This window comes from Aliiroseovarius sp. ABM4_368 (assembly GCF_056161205.1).
This window is the reverse complement of record NZ_JBSWYR010000005.1, coordinates 93471-107901: the sequence shown is the minus strand read 5'-3', so window position 1 is coordinate 107901 and position 14431 is coordinate 93471. Positions and strand designations below refer to the sequence as shown.

At 57.3% G+C, this 14431-nt stretch carries 13 protein-coding genes; 7 read left to right on the top strand and 6 right to left on the bottom strand.

Annotated elements, in window-relative coordinates; all coding sequences use genetic code 11:
* Positions 1-8: 8 nt before the first annotated feature.
* Both ACXAH3_RS14825 and ACXAH3_RS14820 read right to left on the bottom strand, forming a co-directional pair.
* Positions 9-776, bottom strand: coding sequence for a nuclear transport factor 2 family protein (locus ACXAH3_RS14825; protein ID WP_474862875.1), 768 nt, complete (start codon positions 774-776; stop codon positions 9-11).
* A gap of 33 nt (positions 777-809) precedes the next feature.
* Positions 810-1049, bottom strand: a complete 240-nt coding sequence (locus tag ACXAH3_RS14820) for a DUF2218 domain-containing protein (protein WP_474862874.1) — start codon at positions 1047-1049, stop codon at positions 810-812.
* Positions 1050-1197: 148 nt separating this feature from the next.
* On the opposite strand from ACXAH3_RS14820, the gene ACXAH3_RS14815 reads away from it, so the two are divergent.
* Positions 1198-1947, top strand: coding sequence for a substrate binding domain-containing protein (locus tag ACXAH3_RS14815; RefSeq protein ID WP_474862873.1), 750 nt, complete (start codon positions 1198-1200; stop codon positions 1945-1947).
* A 20-nt stretch (positions 1948-1967) separates the two neighbouring features.
* Here the strand turns inward: ACXAH3_RS14815 and ACXAH3_RS14810 are convergent, their stop codons facing one another.
* The 3 genes from ACXAH3_RS14810 to ACXAH3_RS14800 all read right to left on the bottom strand — a co-directional run bounded on the left by ACXAH3_RS14810 (position 1968) and on the right by ACXAH3_RS14800 (position 6621).
* Complete coding sequence (locus tag ACXAH3_RS14810) at positions 1968-2966, bottom strand: YeiH family protein (RefSeq protein WP_474862907.1); 999 nt, start codon at positions 2964-2966, stop codon at positions 1968-1970.
* 145 nt (positions 2967-3111) lie between these two features.
* Positions 3112-4890, bottom strand: a complete 1779-nt coding sequence (gene xsc / locus ACXAH3_RS14805) for a sulfoacetaldehyde acetyltransferase (RefSeq protein ID WP_474862872.1) — start codon at positions 4888-4890, stop codon at positions 3112-3114.
* A 108-nt stretch (positions 4891-4998) separates the two neighbouring features.
* On the bottom strand, positions 4999-6621 hold the full coding sequence (locus ACXAH3_RS14800; protein ID WP_474862871.1) for a GMC family oxidoreductase: 1623 nt from the start codon (positions 6619-6621) through the stop codon (positions 4999-5001).
* Between the two features lie 116 nt (positions 6622-6737).
* Here ACXAH3_RS14800 and ACXAH3_RS14795 point away from each other — a divergent pair, with 116 nt between their 5' ends.
* The 5 genes from ACXAH3_RS14795 (at position 6738) to ACXAH3_RS14775 (ending at position 12300) form a co-directional block, all read left to right on the top strand.
* Positions 6738-7970 (top strand): TRAP transporter substrate-binding protein, encoded by a 1233-nt coding sequence (locus tag ACXAH3_RS14795; RefSeq protein WP_474862870.1) that lies wholly within the window; start codon positions 6738-6740, stop codon positions 7968-7970.
* Positions 7971-8073: 103 nt separating this feature from the next.
* The gene (locus ACXAH3_RS14790) at positions 8074-8742 is read left to right on the top strand and encodes a TRAP transporter small permease (RefSeq protein ID WP_474862869.1); all 669 of its coding nucleotides are present in this window, start codon (positions 8074-8076) and stop codon (positions 8740-8742) included.
* The gene (locus ACXAH3_RS14785; protein ID WP_474862868.1) at positions 8742-10100 is read left to right on the top strand and encodes a TRAP transporter large permease; all 1359 of its coding nucleotides are present in this window, start codon (positions 8742-8744) and stop codon (positions 10098-10100) included. Before ACXAH3_RS14790 ends, ACXAH3_RS14785 begins: the two co-directional genes overlap by 1 nt.
* An 11-nt stretch (positions 10101-10111) precedes the next feature.
* Positions 10112-10906: an IclR family transcriptional regulator gene (locus ACXAH3_RS14780; RefSeq protein ID WP_474862867.1), complete on the top strand. Its 795-nt coding sequence runs from the start codon at positions 10112-10114 to the stop codon at positions 10904-10906.
* Positions 10907-11064: 158 nt separating this feature from the next.
* Entirely contained in the window at positions 11065-12300 is a 1236-nt protein-coding gene (locus tag ACXAH3_RS14775) for a urate hydroxylase PuuD (protein WP_474862866.1), read from the top strand.
* Between the two features lie 21 nt (positions 12301-12321).
* Here the strand turns inward: ACXAH3_RS14775 and ACXAH3_RS14770 are convergent, their stop codons facing one another.
* On the bottom strand, positions 12322-13233 hold the full coding sequence (locus tag ACXAH3_RS14770; protein ID WP_474862865.1) for a LysR family transcriptional regulator: 912 nt from the start codon (positions 13231-13233) through the stop codon (positions 12322-12324).
* Positions 13234-13331: 98 nt separating this feature from the next.
* Between ACXAH3_RS14770 and ACXAH3_RS14765 the strand changes: the two genes are divergently transcribed.
* Positions 13332-14396: a dipeptidase gene (locus ACXAH3_RS14765; protein WP_474862906.1), complete on the top strand. Its 1065-nt coding sequence runs from the start codon at positions 13332-13334 to the stop codon at positions 14394-14396.
* The last annotated feature ends 35 nt before the right edge of the window (positions 14397-14431 follow it).

The window sequence follows — 14431 nt, the reverse complement described above, 5'->3', positions numbered from 1 at the left end:
TCTAGACGTCAGAACTTGCCGGTATTGCCCCACGCCTCGCGCGGGGAAATCTCTTCTGCGTTGCTCCAATGTTCGACGATCTTACCGCCCGCAACGCGGTACAGATAGAAGATGGCGATGTCTTTGCCCTGCGCATGGCGCTTGCCATAGGTCACGACAAAATCGCCGTCACCAAACAGGTTGAACAGCATCTCATAATCCCCCGCCACGTCCGAGCGGACCCAGTCGTAAAGCCCCGCACGGCCTGCGGCGATTTGCGGTGAATGCTGAATCAGGTCTTCGGAAACGAAGTCCGAGATCCTGCCGAACTGGCGTTCTTGCAGAACCTGCTTGGTGTATTCCAGCACAACGGATTTGCTGGCGTCCGTGTCGGCGGTGGCATCAACCTCGCGGGTGCCACCGACCATATCCTCGCCTGAAACCGTGTCTGCCATATAGGGCGCGATGGTGTCCCAGTGCTCCAAGATCAGCCCGTCTGCGTCGGTATAGAACATGTCCATCGTGACCCACTGGGCCGCGCCGTCATTCAGGCTTTGATAGGCGCTGCAAAACACCCACCGCCCGTCCTGAAAAATGCGTTTGATCTCGATATCGCGCTTGGGGTTGCGTTCCACGAAGGGCTCGAAGAAGGCCAGAAAGCCCTCGACCCCATCGCCGACCCCGGTCGAGTGTTGCGTATAGCGATGCCCGGTATATTTGGTTACGGCCTCGCGGGCGTTGCCCCCTGCGATCCCTTCCATATAAATCCGGCGTACATTTTCCAGTGCTTCTGCCATGGGTATTCCTCGTTTATTTCTTGTATTCAGGGATCAAGCGGCAGCATCGGAGACGTGCTGCCAAGTGATTTCAAGATCTTCGCGGAACGAAAAGCGTTCCAGATGGCTTTGCATCACCTGCTGCGCCTTCGCCAGCGCTTCGGGCGTGTCAGCATTGGCGGTCATGGTCAGCGTATCAACGCTGGCTGCCAGATCGGCGCGGCCCATCGGCAGCTCGACCCAGACCGCGCCAGCCTGGTAACTGGTGGGAATCTTGTGGCCAAATGCTTGCACAGCTGTTGTGCATAGCGGTCGGCCTTTTCCGTTTTAACGATGGCTTGGGATTTCATGGGTGCCTCCGGTATTGGGCGCGAACATATTGTCTTGGGTTGGTATCGAAAACACGAACTATTCAACTTCACTGTTCTGTATTACGAACAATATGATTGATCAGATCCGTGCGATGGTGATCTGTGCCAAAGTGGCTGAAACCGGGTCGTTTCGCGGCGCGGCGCAGCGCATGATTGGCGCGGCCGAAGAAGGGTTGGATGCGTTCTCGGACGTGTCGAGCGAACCTGTGGGCGTCATTCGTTTGGCAATGCCCGAGCCGTTAAACCAGCCGGTTGTGATCCGCCAACTCGCGTCATTTGCGGATCACTATCCGGGCATTGCACTGAAGGTCAGCTTCTCAGACATGCGCAGCAATCTGGTTCGAGACGGGCTGGACCTGGCGTTTCGCATTGGCCCAATGAAGGACAGCACGCTGAAAGCGCGCAAACTCGCAGAGGTACCAAGGTGTTTGGTGGCAAGCCCTGATTATGTCGCGCGACATGGACGGCCCAAGACGCCCACCGATTTGGAAAGCTGGAAGTTCATCCGCCTTGCCGCCATCCAGGACGAAACCGAGATGACGCACACAACCATGGGCAAAACGGTTGTGCATGGCGAAGATCAGATCTCGGTCGATAGCTCGACCGCGCATGTGCAGTTTGCCCGCGCCGGTGCCGGAGTGGCACCGATACTGGAATTCGCCGTGCGCGAGGATATCCAAGCGGGTCGGTTGGTCAAACTGCTGCCCGAATGGCAGATGAGCCAACCAGTTCTCTTCGCACTCTGGCCCCCGAATTCACCGCCACACGGGCTGGTTCGCAAGCTGCTGGATCACATGCAGCACGGGTTGCCGTTGCTTTAGTGCCGCAGGCCAGCGACGTCTTAATGCCCGAAGGCGAAGACACCGATCAGCACGAACAGCGCGATAAAGACGGTTTCCGCAACGATCAGGGCAATAGCGTCGCCGCCCACCTCGAGGATGCGTTTCAGTGACGTTTTCATGCCCACCGCAGCGATCGACACCAGCAATGCCCACCGGCTAAGGCTGGACATCGTGTCCACGGCAACCTGCGGGATCAATCCGAACGAGTTCAGCGCGGCCAAAATCAGAAAGCCAATCACGAATGTCGGCAGGATCGGCGGGCGTTTCCCGTCCGACTGGCCGTCTTCCGCATAGCGGCGCACCAGAACCGAGATCACAAGAACCACTGGTGCCAGCATCGCAACGCGGATCAGTTTGACCATCGTCGCAACTTCGCCCGTCTGCTCCGAGACCGAGAACCCCGCCCCCACAACCTGCGCCACGTCGTGAATGGTGCCCCCAAGGAACACGCCCGACACCTCATCATTGAATTCGAACAGCTCGGTCAGGATCGGATAGATCACCATGGCGATGGTGGACAACACAGTAACGCTTAGCACCGTGAAGATCAGGTTGCGTTCGGAATGTTCGTTCTTGGGCAGCACCGCCGCGACAGCCATCGCCGCCGAAGCACCGCAAATGGCGACCGACGCGCCGGTCAGCAGACCAAACCGCCATCCACGCTTCAAAAGCCTTGCACCCAACAAGCCAAAAAGAGTCGTCAAGATCACCGCAGCCACAACGATCAAGATCAATGCGGGACCCAGCCCCATCATCAGCTCGATGCTGATCCGCGCGCCCAAAAGGGCAACGCCGAAACGCAACACGGTCTTCGCTGTAAACTCGATCCCTGCCTTGCAGCCTGCGCTGTCTTCTTCTGACAAGAAGTGAAACGCGATCCCCAACAAAAGCGCCATCAGCATCGCTGGCGCGCCGTAATGCTCCGACAGGAACTGGGCTGCTACCGCAATCACCACCGACACCAAAATGCCGTGACTGTTTCGTTGAAAGAATTCCATAAGCGCTGACGGACGCAATTTTGAGGACAGGCTTGTCGACATGTTCTTACCTTGAAAAAGGGGACGCTCTGCTTTCCGGGGAGGCCAGAAAGACAGAGCGTCAGTCAGGCCGGGGCACCGTTTCCGTGCCCCGAACCGGAGGAATTTACGATGCGCGGTTGGACCGCATATCGCTGGCATCAATACCCGCAACCGAGACCGGTTTCTTCATCGCATCGCGGCGGAACGGTTCGCCCAATTCCTGATTCAACAGAACCTCGATAAAGGTGGTCTTGCCTTCCTTCATCTGACGATTGACAGCTTTGTTCAATTCGTCTGTCAGTTCCTCCATGGTCGTCACTGCAACACCTTCCACGCCACAGGCGCGGGCGATGCCAGCATAGCTGACTTCGGTCGACAGCTCGGTTCCGACAAAGTTGTCGTCGAACCAAAGCGTCGTGTTCCGCTTTTCCGCACCCCATTGATAGTTACGGAAAATAACCATGGTGATTGCAGGCCAGTCATCGCGGTTCACCGACACCATTTCGTTCATCGAGATACCGAATGCGCCATCCCCAGCGAAGCCGACAACCGGCGTATCTGGGCAAGCCACCTTGGCACCGCAGATCGACGGGAAGCCGTATCCGCAGGGACCAAACAGGCCCGGCGCAAGATATTTGCGGCCTTCCTCGAAGGACGGATAAGCATTGCCGATGGCACAGTTGTTACCAATGTCGGACGAGATGATGGCCTCTTTCGGAAGGGCCGCCTGAATGGCGCGCCACGCCATGCGCGGGCTCATCTTTTCTGGTTCGCGGCCACGGGCACGTTCGTTCCAGGTGGTGCCCGGATCGTCGTCTTCGTGATCCATCGAGGTCAGCGCCTGCGCCCATGTGGACTTGGTGGTCGCGATCAGTTCCTTACGCTCTTTGCGGCCTGCATCGCCTGCCCCATCCGTCAGTTGCGACAGGATGCCTTGCGCCACTTTCTTAGCGTCACCAACGATCCCGACCGAAACCGGCTTCGTCAAACCGATCCGGTCCGGGTTGATGTCGACCTGAATGATCTTGGCGTCTTTGGGCCAGTAATCAATGCCGTATCCCGGCAAGGTCGAGAACGGGTTCAGACGGGTGCCAAGTGCCAGCACAACATCCGCTTTGGAAATCAGCTCCATCCCTGCTTTCGAGCCGTTATAGCCCAAGGGACCAGCAAACAGCGGGTGCGAGCCGGGGAAGGCGTCGTTGTGTTGATAGCCAACGCAAACCGGTGCGTCCAAACGCTCGGCCAGTGCCATGGAATCGCCAATCGCATCGCCCAGAACAACGCCCGCGCCGTTCAGAATGACCGGGAATTTCGCGCTGGACAGAAGCGCTGCGGCTTCGGCCACGGCTTGTTCTCCGCCCGAGGGGCGTTCGAACTCGACAACCGCCGGCAGGTCAATGTCGATCACCTGCGTCCAATAATCACGCGGGATGTTGATCTGTGCGGGCGCGCTGGCGCGCTTGGCTTGCAGGATAACGCGGTTCAGAACCTCGGCCATACGGGACGGGTCGCGGACCTCTTCCTGATAAGCAACCATGTCTTCCAGCAGGGCCATCTGCTCGACCTCTTGGAAGCCGCCCTGCCCCAAGGTCTTGTTGGCAGCTTGCGGGGTCACGACCAAAAGCGGTGTGTGGTTCCAGTAAGCGGTTTTGATCGGTGTCACCAAGCTGGTGATCCCCGGCCCGTTCTGGGCGACCATCATCGACATATTGCCCGACGCGCGGGTGAACCCGTCGGCCATCATGCCCGCATTGCATTCATGCGCGCAGTCAAAGAACTTGATCCCCGCCGCCGGAAACAGGTCGGAAATCGGCATCATGGCCGATCCGATAATCCCGAATGCGTGGTCAATTCCGTGCATTTGCAGCACTTTTACAAAGGCTTCTTCGGTGGTCATTTTCATGGCATTTCTCCTGTTTTCGCAGCAAGCAAAGTTTGGGCAACGCTAGTAAGCGTTGGGGGGTTGGGTTAGGGCCAATCTGAACGCGCGTTAAGTCCAGTTGGAAATTTCTCAGACCGTCGCGGCACGGTCCTCGAGGATCATTTGGCTGGCTTTCTCACCGATCATGATCGTCGGCGCATTGGTGTTGCCCGACACGATGTCCGGCATGATCGAGGCATCGGCAATCCGCAGCCCCGCAATGCCGTGAACCCGCAAGCGGTCATCCACCACCGCCTGATCGTCATGGCCCATCCGGCAGGTGCTGGTCGGGTGATAGATCGTCTGGCTGATATCGCGTGCGCATTGCAGCAACTCTTCATCCGTCTGCGGATTGTTGTCCGGCACGTGTTCACGCACGATATAAGGGCTTAGCGCGCTGGTTTGCGTCATGGCACGCGCAAACTTGACGGCGCGAATGGCGCAAAGCTGATCGGCGGTGGCCGACAGATAATTCGGCACGATCTTCGGATAATCCGCCGCATTGGGCGACGAGATGTGGATATGTCCCCGGCTTTCAGGCCGCAGCTGACAGACCGACGATGTGATACCCGAGAACGGGTGCATCTCGATCCCCGGTTTGTCCGCGCTTAAGGGTTGGAAGTGGAATTGGATATCGGGCGTTTCGAGCCCCTCCATAGATTTCGCAAAGACGCAGACCTGGCTGGCGCCAAGGCTCATCGGGCCTTTGCGGAACAGGACATAGTTCAGGCCAATCCCCATGCGCGGTACAAACCGGTTGATGGCGTCGTTCAACGTCTGGGAGTTTACCTCGTACACCAACCGGATTTGCAGGTGGTCTTGCAGGCATTCGCCGACGCCGGGAAGCTCGTGGCGCAGCTCGACGCCAGCTTTTTGCAGCACGTCACCGCGTCCGATACCTGAAAGCTCAAGGATTTGCGGCGATCCGATGGCACCGGCGGACAGGATCACCTCGCCTCCGGGATTCAACATAATCTCTTGCGTCTCACCTTTGCGATTGATCTGAACACCAATCACGCGACGCGGATCATTAGGATCAAACAGCAGCTTTTCGGTATGAGCGTGTGTGATAACCTCAAGGTTCGAGCGGCTTTTCGCAGGATTCAAAAAGGCTCGCGCGCTGGAACAGCGAAAGCCACCACGGGCGGTCTGATGAAAATACCCAGCGCCCTCTTGTTCGGCCCCGTTATAGTCGTCATTGCGCGGAACACCCATTTCAACGGCTGCATCAATGAACGCTTCGGCAATCTCGCTTTTGGCGCGGATCAGGGATACGGACAGCCCGCCATCGCCACCGTGAAATTCGTCTTCGCCGTTCTCATGGGATTCGGATTTCTTGAACAAGGGCAGCACGTCGTCATAGCTCCACCCTTTGTTGCCGCGCTGCGCCCAGCGGTCATAGTCCTCTTTCTGGCCACGCACATACAAAAGGCCATTGATGGAACTGGACCCGCCCAAGGTCTTTCCACGCGGCCAATCAAGTGAACGACCATTCAAACCCGGATCCGGTTCGGACTTATAACACCAGTCGGTGTTTGGGTTGTGCAGCGTCTTAAAGTAACCGACAGGAACATGGATCCACGGGTTCACATCGCGTCCGCCGGCCTCCAACAGAATCACCCGATTCGCCGGATTTTCGCTGAGTCGATTTGCCAGAACACATCCTGCAGAACCTGCACCAACTATCAGAAAATCGGCTCTTTTCAGCGACATTAGTGAGTCCTCCCGCTGCTTATTTTTTAGTCAAACGCGAATTTCCTTGCGTACCCCTTCACTAATACAGTATTAATGAGACCACAAGTCTCAATAACGCTTCAGGGAGGATGCAAATGAAGACTTCCAATAATCTAAGTAAAATCTCTCGCCGTGATTTGTTCCGGGTTGCCGGACAATACGGGATGAGTTCGACTCTGCTGGCTGCTGGCAGCTTTGGCGGGGCCATGAGCCTTGCCAATCTGGCAAGCGCAGCGGAATCGACCTACGAGAAACGATTCTCAAAGACAGCCAAGCATACGCTGAAATTCGGCGCATCTGGCTTTAATGCGCAGAACCTTCTGATCGAACGCGCGGGTGCACTTGAATTCGCCCGTGATCTGGAAAGCCGCACCGATGGCGAGATTCGCGTCGAGTTTATCGGCAACAACCAGATTTGTGGTCAGACATCCTGTGTCGAGAAAACCCAGCAGGGCATCGTCGATATCTATGCTGCTTCGACCCAGAACTCGGCCGGTGGCGCGCCTTATCTGAACGTGCTGGACTATGCCTATATGTTCCCCGGTCGTGCGTCGCAGTACCACTTCCTTTATAGCCCAGAATCGCAGCGCATCCTTCGCGAGCCGCTTGAAAAGCGTCACGGGTTGAAATTCCTGTTCAGCCATTGCGAATTGCGCGGCATCCAGCTGGGTCTGGGTTGGGAAGACAAGCCCACCGTCACCAAGCTGGAAGAACTTTTCGGCACCAAGAACCGCGTGACCGGCACTCAGCTGGGCCGGATCGCGATGCAAGCGCTGAACCTGAACCCGGTTCCCGTTGCTTGGGAGGAAACGCTGGACGGTCTGAAGCAAGGTCTGATCGATGGCGCGGAAACATGGGCCTCGGCCGTGGCATACGCCAACATGTCGCCGGTGGTCAGCCAGTCGGTTGACCTGAAGTTCTTCTGCGGCACCGAGCACACTTCGATGAGCGCATCGGTCTTCGACAGCCTTGATGGTCACCTCCAAGACGCAGTGATGGAGTCTGCATACTGGGCGCAAACCCATGTTCAGGCCGCCAACGAGGCCGCGCTGGTCAAAACTGTGGGCCAGTCGGATCCGCAGCTGCCCGGCACCGTCTTTGCTGAAAACAACGTGCGCAACGCCTTCCTGGCCGACGACCAGATCAAGATGGCCGAAGAAATGTGTTCGCCCGAGTTCCAGCCGCAACTTTGGGAGAAGTGGCGTGAACGTCTGAACGGTTGGGCCGGTGGCATCGACACCTATCAGGAAATCTATGACATCGCGCGTCAGGTCCCCAAAGACATGAAGCCCGAGAACGTAGAGCCACGTCGCTGGTGGAAAGCCTAATCTGGTACTAAGCATTTGAAATCGGCACCTTAAACTGGTGCCGATTTCTATCGACGTTCGCGTCTAAGAATCATGAACGGACGATCATACAAGGGAGGAGACCATGAGCTTTTGGTCTGACATCGGCGCTATTTTCAGCGCCTTTGCGTCGCTGGACAGTTATGAAATACGATCCGCGCTGCAACCAGACACGGCATGGGTCGTTGGCGCGGTTGCAACCGCGGTCTTTGGGCTGCTTGTCCTGTGGATTTATAAACGCGTGCCTTGGCTGGACCGTCATCTGGAACGGTCGATCATGGTCTATAGCTATTTGGCGATTGCGTTCATCATCTTCTGGGGCGTGATTGACCGGTTCGTCTTCTCGAACCAGCAACCTTGGTCCACAACCATCCCGCCCTTGCTGTTCATGATCATGGCGTGGTTCGGCGCGGCCTTTAACGTTCGCCTGCGCACCCACCTCAGCTTCGCAGAATTCCGCACTGCCATGCCCCGCACGGGTCAGATGGCCTGCCTGTTTCTGGACGCCATCCTGTGGTTCATCTTTGCAGTCATCATCGTTGTTACGACGTCACGCGCGACCGCTTTGTCTGCCTCCAACTTCCAGATCGTTCTGGGCACCGACAACACCATGCAGTGGTGGTTCCTGATCACTGTCCCGCTTTCGGCTATTCTTATGACGGCCCGTGTCTTTGAGAACCTGTTCGAGGACATCGCAAACTATCGAAGCGGCAACCAGATGATCAAACAAGCCGTTATCGGAGGAGATACGTGATGACAGATGGAACTTTGGTCACTCTGATCTCTTTGGGGGTCACGGCTTTATTCATGTTGGGCGTGCCGGTGCTGCTGGTCATCGCCTATTGGGTGCTGGGCTGTTCCTTTGTCCTTGGGCTGACCTTGGACAATATGGGCGCCGAGCTGATGAACGTCTTCAACAAAGGCTTTGCCCTTCTGGCGATGCCCCTGTTCATCCTGACGGGTGACTTGATCAACCAATCCGGCATCGCCCGAAGGCTGTCCGACTTTGCCTATGCCTGTCTGGGCTGGCTGCGCGGCGGACTGGCGATGGCATCGCTGGGCGCTTGCGGTCTGTTCGCGGCGATCTCGGGCTCGAACTCGGCCACGACGGCGACGATCGGGTCGATGCTGCACCCGGAAATGGTCAAAGGCGGCTATGACGAACGCTTCTCGGCGGCGACAGCTGCGGCTGGCGGTACCGTCGGGATCATCATCCCGCCCTCGATCATCTTCATCGTCTATGGCTTCTTGCTGAACCTGCCGATCTCGGACCTGTTCGTTGCGGGCATCTTGCCCGGCGCGCTGATGGTCTTCGGAATGCAGTTTGCCTGCTGGATCATCTGCCGCATCAACGGCTGGGGGTATCTGATCCCGTTTGAACTGAACCGCGTATTGAAAACCGCGTTCGGCGCATGGCTGGGTTTCTTCGCCATCGGGCTTGTCCTGTGGGGGATCTATACAGGTAAATTCTCGCCAACCGAAGCGGCTGGCGTAACCGTTGGCTTCTGCGTGATCGCAGGTCTGATCAGCTATCCCTTGAACAAGATCATGGGATCAGACGGGAACAAACCCGTGTCTGAAAAAAGCTATGCCGAGATGTTCGTGGTCGAAGGCTTCAGCATCCCGCAGATCCCGTCGATCGTGGTGCGGTCCGCACAGATCAGCGGCATCTTGGCCCCTCTGATTGCGATCTCGGTCGTCATGCAACAGATCCTGTCGCTTCTGGGCGCACAACAAAGCATCGGAGACTTCGTGACCTCGATGGGTGGCTATTATGCGGTTCTGTTCACCTCGATGGTGATCGTGTTCTTCTCGGGCATGGTTCTGGAAAGCCTTCCGGTGACGATCATTCTGGCCCCGATCCTTGCGCCCATTGCGGCCTCGGTTGGCATTGATCCGATCCATTTCTCGGTCATTTTCCTTGTCGGCGCATCTATCGGATTTATCACGCCGCCCTATGGTCTAAACCTATATGTGGCCTCGGGCGTGACAGGCGTTCCATATTTCCGACTTCTACGCTATACGGTTCCTTATCTTGCAGCCCTGATCGGCGTTTGGATACTGGTTTCATTGGTTCCGGACTTGGCGTTGATCCTTTTGCCAAACAGATAGACCGAGAAGCGATGCCTAACGACGCGACGACCTCTTCTTCCTCTCAAATTCCGACCAATCTTCGGTTGCTGTTGATATTAGAAGAGGTCGCGCGCCTTGGCGTGCCCGTCCGTCCCGTTCAATTGATCGATACGCTCGGGCTTCCCAAACCCACCCTGCATCGCCTTTTGCAAACCGCCGAGGCCGAAGGGTTTCTCCAACGAGATCTGGACGGGGCCGCCTATGGCCCCGGTCCGCGTTTGCGCACCATGGCAGTGAACACCGTGTCGTCCGAACGTCTGCGCACCGCCCGTCTGGCCATCCTGAAAGGCGTCGCCGAGGAGTTGGGCGAGACCTGCAATCTGGCCACCCCCGACCGCGAGGGCATGACCTATCTTGATCGTGTGGAAACCAAATGGCCCCTGCGCATTCAACTGCCCATCGGCACGCAGGTGCCTTTCCACTGCACCGCTAGCGGCAAGATGTACCTGTCCAGCCTGCGCACCCCAACCCTGAAAGGCGTCCTGAACGCCCACCCTCTTCAGCGGATGACGGACAAGACCTTCACCTCGCCCGACGATCTGATCGAAGAACTGAGGATAACGCGCAAGCGCGGATATTCGACCGACAATGAAGAATTCATGACCGGCATGGCTGCCATCGGCGTTCCGGTCCTCGATCAGCAAGGCCGGTTGATGGCCACCCTGTCGACCCACACCCCGGTGCAACGCTGCAGCATGGAGCAGCTCATCGACTTCCTCGAGCCTCTACAAATCGCTGCACAGAAACTGTCCGCGCTTTATTGCGAGGAAACAGGCACGGCCTGAGCCCTTGATCTCGAAACGCAAAAAATTCATGCGGCTGGGTGCAGAGCCTGCGCTGTCAGTGTGCGGCAGTGAGTTCAGAAACCTTCAGATAATTTCCATGATGGCAGAGGCCGAAATCCTAGGCTAGGGTCGGTCTGTTGAAAGTCGGAGGGACCGAAATGTACGATCTGGCAATTCTGTGGGATTGGATCGCGTTCTGCGTGCGGTGGTTGCATGTGGTAACGGCGATGGCGTGGATCGGCGCGTCCTTTTATTTCATCGCGCTGGACCTGATGTTAAAGCCCAACCCCAACCTGCCCGTCGGCGCCCATGGCGAAGAATGGGAGGTCCACGGAGGCGGCTTTTATCACACCGTCAAATACATGGTTGCCCCATCCGAGATGCCCGAGCATCTGACATGGCACAAATGGCAAAGCTATACGACCTGGCTGTCGGGGGCCGCGCTTTTGATGATCATCTATTGGGTCGGGGGCGAGCTGTTCCTTCTGGACCCCACCAAGGCCGATCTGTCCCTGTGGCAGGGTATCGTGATCTCGGGCGGGTCGCTGACCATCGGCTGGCTGCTTTATGACCAGATGTGCAAATCCAAACTCAGCGAAAACCCCACCCTTTTGATGCTGCTTCTGTTCGCCATCCTTGTGGTGATGTCGTGGGGTTATAACCAGATTTTCACCGGCCGCGCCGCCCTTCTGCATCTGGGCGCGTTCACCGCGACGATCATGACCGCAAACGTGTTTTTCCAAATCATGCCCAATCAGCGCATCGTTGTGGATGACTTGAAAAATGGCCGCACGCCAGATGCGAAATACGGCAAGATCGCCAAGGTGCGTTCGACACACAACAACTATTTAACGCTGCCTGTCGTATTCCTGATGCTGTCCAACCACTATCCGCTGGCCTTCGCGACGCAGCACGCGTGGATCATCGCCAGCCTGATTTTCCTGACCGGCGTCACCATCCGCCATTACTTCAACACCATGCACAAGACCGGCAAAGGACCAAACTGGACATGGGGAGTGACCGCGATCCTGATGATGCTTATCGCGTGGCTGTCGACTGTCCCCGGCACAAACAGCTATGACGACGCCGAGGCCCGCGCCCTGACGCCTTACGAACAAAAGTTCGCGGCATCCGAAGGATTTGAAGACGCATATTACGCGGTGATCGGCAATTGCTCGATGTGCCATGCGCGTGAACCGTCATGGGACGGGATGCATTGGCCCCCGAAAGGCGTCGTTTTGGAAACGGAATCTGATGTGGCGCGCCACGCCGACCAGATCTATCTGCAAGCCGGACGCACCCACGCCATGCCACCCCCCAACGCGGTCGAAATGGACCCGGAAGACCGCCAGTTGATCGTGGCTTGGGTGCAGAACGCCCGGCGCAGCCGGTAACCCTGCCCCAACTCCGCGCCCCTAGGCCTTCTGCGAGAAAGGGTCGCTTGGCGTGTGCAGCCGCAAATGCCGCATAAACACCCGCGCGGTACGAGGGGTTGGGCGCGTGCCCGACGTCACGAAATAGCTTTGATACCGGATCGGCGACCGGAACGGCACAAAGGCCAGATCATCCGAACGGTAGTAGTACAAGGGAAACGGATTGATCACGGCAAGCCCGACCTTTTCCTTCGCCAAATCCGCCGCCGCGAACGAGGTCGAGACCTCGGCCACCACATTGGGTTCCGCGCGCGCCTGATGCAAAAGACGTTCCAACTGCCCGCGCCGTTCGTGACGGTAAGACAGGGCGACCATGTCTTGCCCGTGCAGATCCTCTGGTTGGATCTCGGCCTTTGTGGCCAATGGATGATCCAAGGGCAGGACGCAAACAGCTGACGACTTGCGATAGGGTGTCAGCTGCAACTCGGACCGCTTGATCTCGACCCCCACGACGCCAAGATCAAACCGATCCTCCATGACGCCGCGTGTCACCTCTTCTGACGTGTTCACTTCGAAACTGACGTGAAAATCCGGGTGCATCTTCAGAAATCTGCTGATGGACGACACCAGAAACCGATGCGCATAGGTCGGGGGCGCGATCAGGCGCAGGTTTTCGCGCACGGGCTCGGTCGGCCCATCAATGCGGCGCAGCGCCTCGAACAGCGGATCAAGCCTGCGGTTCAAGCGAACGGCGGACCCGGTCGGCGTCAGGCGTCCCGCCTCGCGGTCGAACAGGGTTTGCCCCAACTTGCTTTCAAGATTGGCGACGGATCGGCTGACTGCGGACTGAGAAATCCCCAACTGACGTGCCGCACCAACCGTCGTGCCCGCCAGCATAACTGCGCGAAACGCATAATATTCGGGCAACGAGTGCTGAAGTTCTGACTTTTTCATGGCGATTCCATCATTGAATAGATGTATGACATAAACGCATAGACATTTCTTAAGACAATACATTTTCCTTTGCTACAGTAACCCGAACTTAGGGGTTACTGACCGTGTCTTCTGCTGAACCGTTGATCTTTGATGGCCACAACGACGTCTTGTTGAAACTCTACCGCGCAGGTGGATCACAGCAGGCCGCATCGTTTGTGAACGGGTATGACGGCGCGATTGACCTGCCGAAAAGCAAGCAAGGCGGCTTTGGTGGCGGGTTCTTTGCGGTCTTCGTCCCCTCGCCCACTGATCTGGAACACAAGTTCCACGAAATGACCAAAGACAGCTATGCGTTAGAGCTTCCTGAAGCGATTGAATGCAATGACGCATTGCCGGTGGTCGCCTCGCAAATCTCAATCCTGCGCGAGCTGGAGCGCCTTGGCGCGCTGAACATTTGCCGCAGCGCATCTGACATGCGCGCCGCCTTTGCCGCCGGGAAGATGGCCGCAATCATGCATATGGAAGGCGCCGAGGCGATCGATGCAGATCTGCATATGCTGGACGTGCTGCACGCGGCCGGGCTGCGATCCATCGGTCCGGTTTGGAGCCGCCCGACCATCTATGGCGAAGGCGTGCCGTTTCAATTCCCATCCTCGCCGGACACAGGCGGTGGGCTGACAGATCACGGTCTGGCGCTGATCAAACGCTGTAACGACCTGAAAATTATGGTGGATCTGTCGCACTTGAACGAGGCTGGCTTCTGGGACGTCGCGCGACATTCCGAAGCCCCGCTGGTCGCGACACATTCCAACGCCCACGCCATTACACCCCATTCCCGCAATCTGACCGACGATCAATTGCGCGCAATTGCGGAAAGCGATGGTATAGTAGGGTTGAACTTCGCCGTGGCGTTTCTGCGCGACGACGGAAAAATGCTGGCAGATGTCCCAATCACACAGATGATAAAACATCTGGACCATCTGATCGGCATACTGGGCGAAGACCGTGTCGGTCTTGGCTCTGACTACGACGGAGCAGTCGTCCCGAAGGACTTGACCGAAGTGTCCGGCCTTCCAAAACTTAGACAGGCAATGAAAGAGCACGGATATGGTGAGGATCTCATCAGAAAGCTGTGCCATGAAAACTGGCTGCGCGTGCTGGAACTGACCTGGGGGTCATGATGGCAATTCGCACCAGATCCAACATAAACAGAGAG

Bases quoted from the DNA above. Each gene is read 5' to 3' on its own strand.
- ACXAH3_RS14775 (WP_474862866.1), top strand. From the start codon at position 11,065: ATGTACGATCTGGCAATTCTGTGGGATTGGATCGCGTTCTGCGTGCGG.
- ACXAH3_RS14810 (WP_474862907.1), bottom strand. From the start codon at position 2,966: ATGGAATTCTTTCAACGAAACAGTCACGGCATTTTGGTGTCGGTGGTG.
- xsc (WP_474862872.1), bottom strand. From the start codon at position 4,890: ATGAAAATGACCACCGAAGAAGCCTTTGTAAAAGTGCTGCAAATGCAC.
- ACXAH3_RS14790 (WP_474862869.1), top strand. From the start codon at position 8,074: ATGAGCTTTTGGTCTGACATCGGCGCTATTTTCAGCGCCTTTGCGTCG.
- ACXAH3_RS14825 (WP_474862875.1), bottom strand. From the start codon at position 776: ATGGCAGAAGCACTGGAAAATGTACGCCGGATTTATATGGAAGGGATC.
- ACXAH3_RS14815 (WP_474862873.1), top strand. From the start codon at position 1,198: ATGATTGATCAGATCCGTGCGATGGTGATCTGTGCCAAAGTGGCTGAA.
- ACXAH3_RS14795 (WP_474862870.1), top strand. From the start codon at position 6,738: ATGAAGACTTCCAATAATCTAAGTAAAATCTCTCGCCGTGATTTGTTC.
- ACXAH3_RS14780 (WP_474862867.1), top strand. From the start codon at position 10,112: ATGCCTAACGACGCGACGACCTCTTCTTCCTCTCAAATTCCGACCAAT.
- ACXAH3_RS14785 (WP_474862868.1), top strand. From the start codon at position 8,742: ATGACAGATGGAACTTTGGTCACTCTGATCTCTTTGGGGGTCACGGCT.
- ACXAH3_RS14800 (WP_474862871.1), bottom strand. From the start codon at position 6,621: ATGTCGCTGAAAAGAGCCGATTTTCTGATAGTTGGTGCAGGTTCTGCA.
- ACXAH3_RS14770 (WP_474862865.1), bottom strand. From the start codon at position 13,233: ATGAAAAAGTCAGAACTTCAGCACTCGTTGCCCGAATATTATGCGTTT.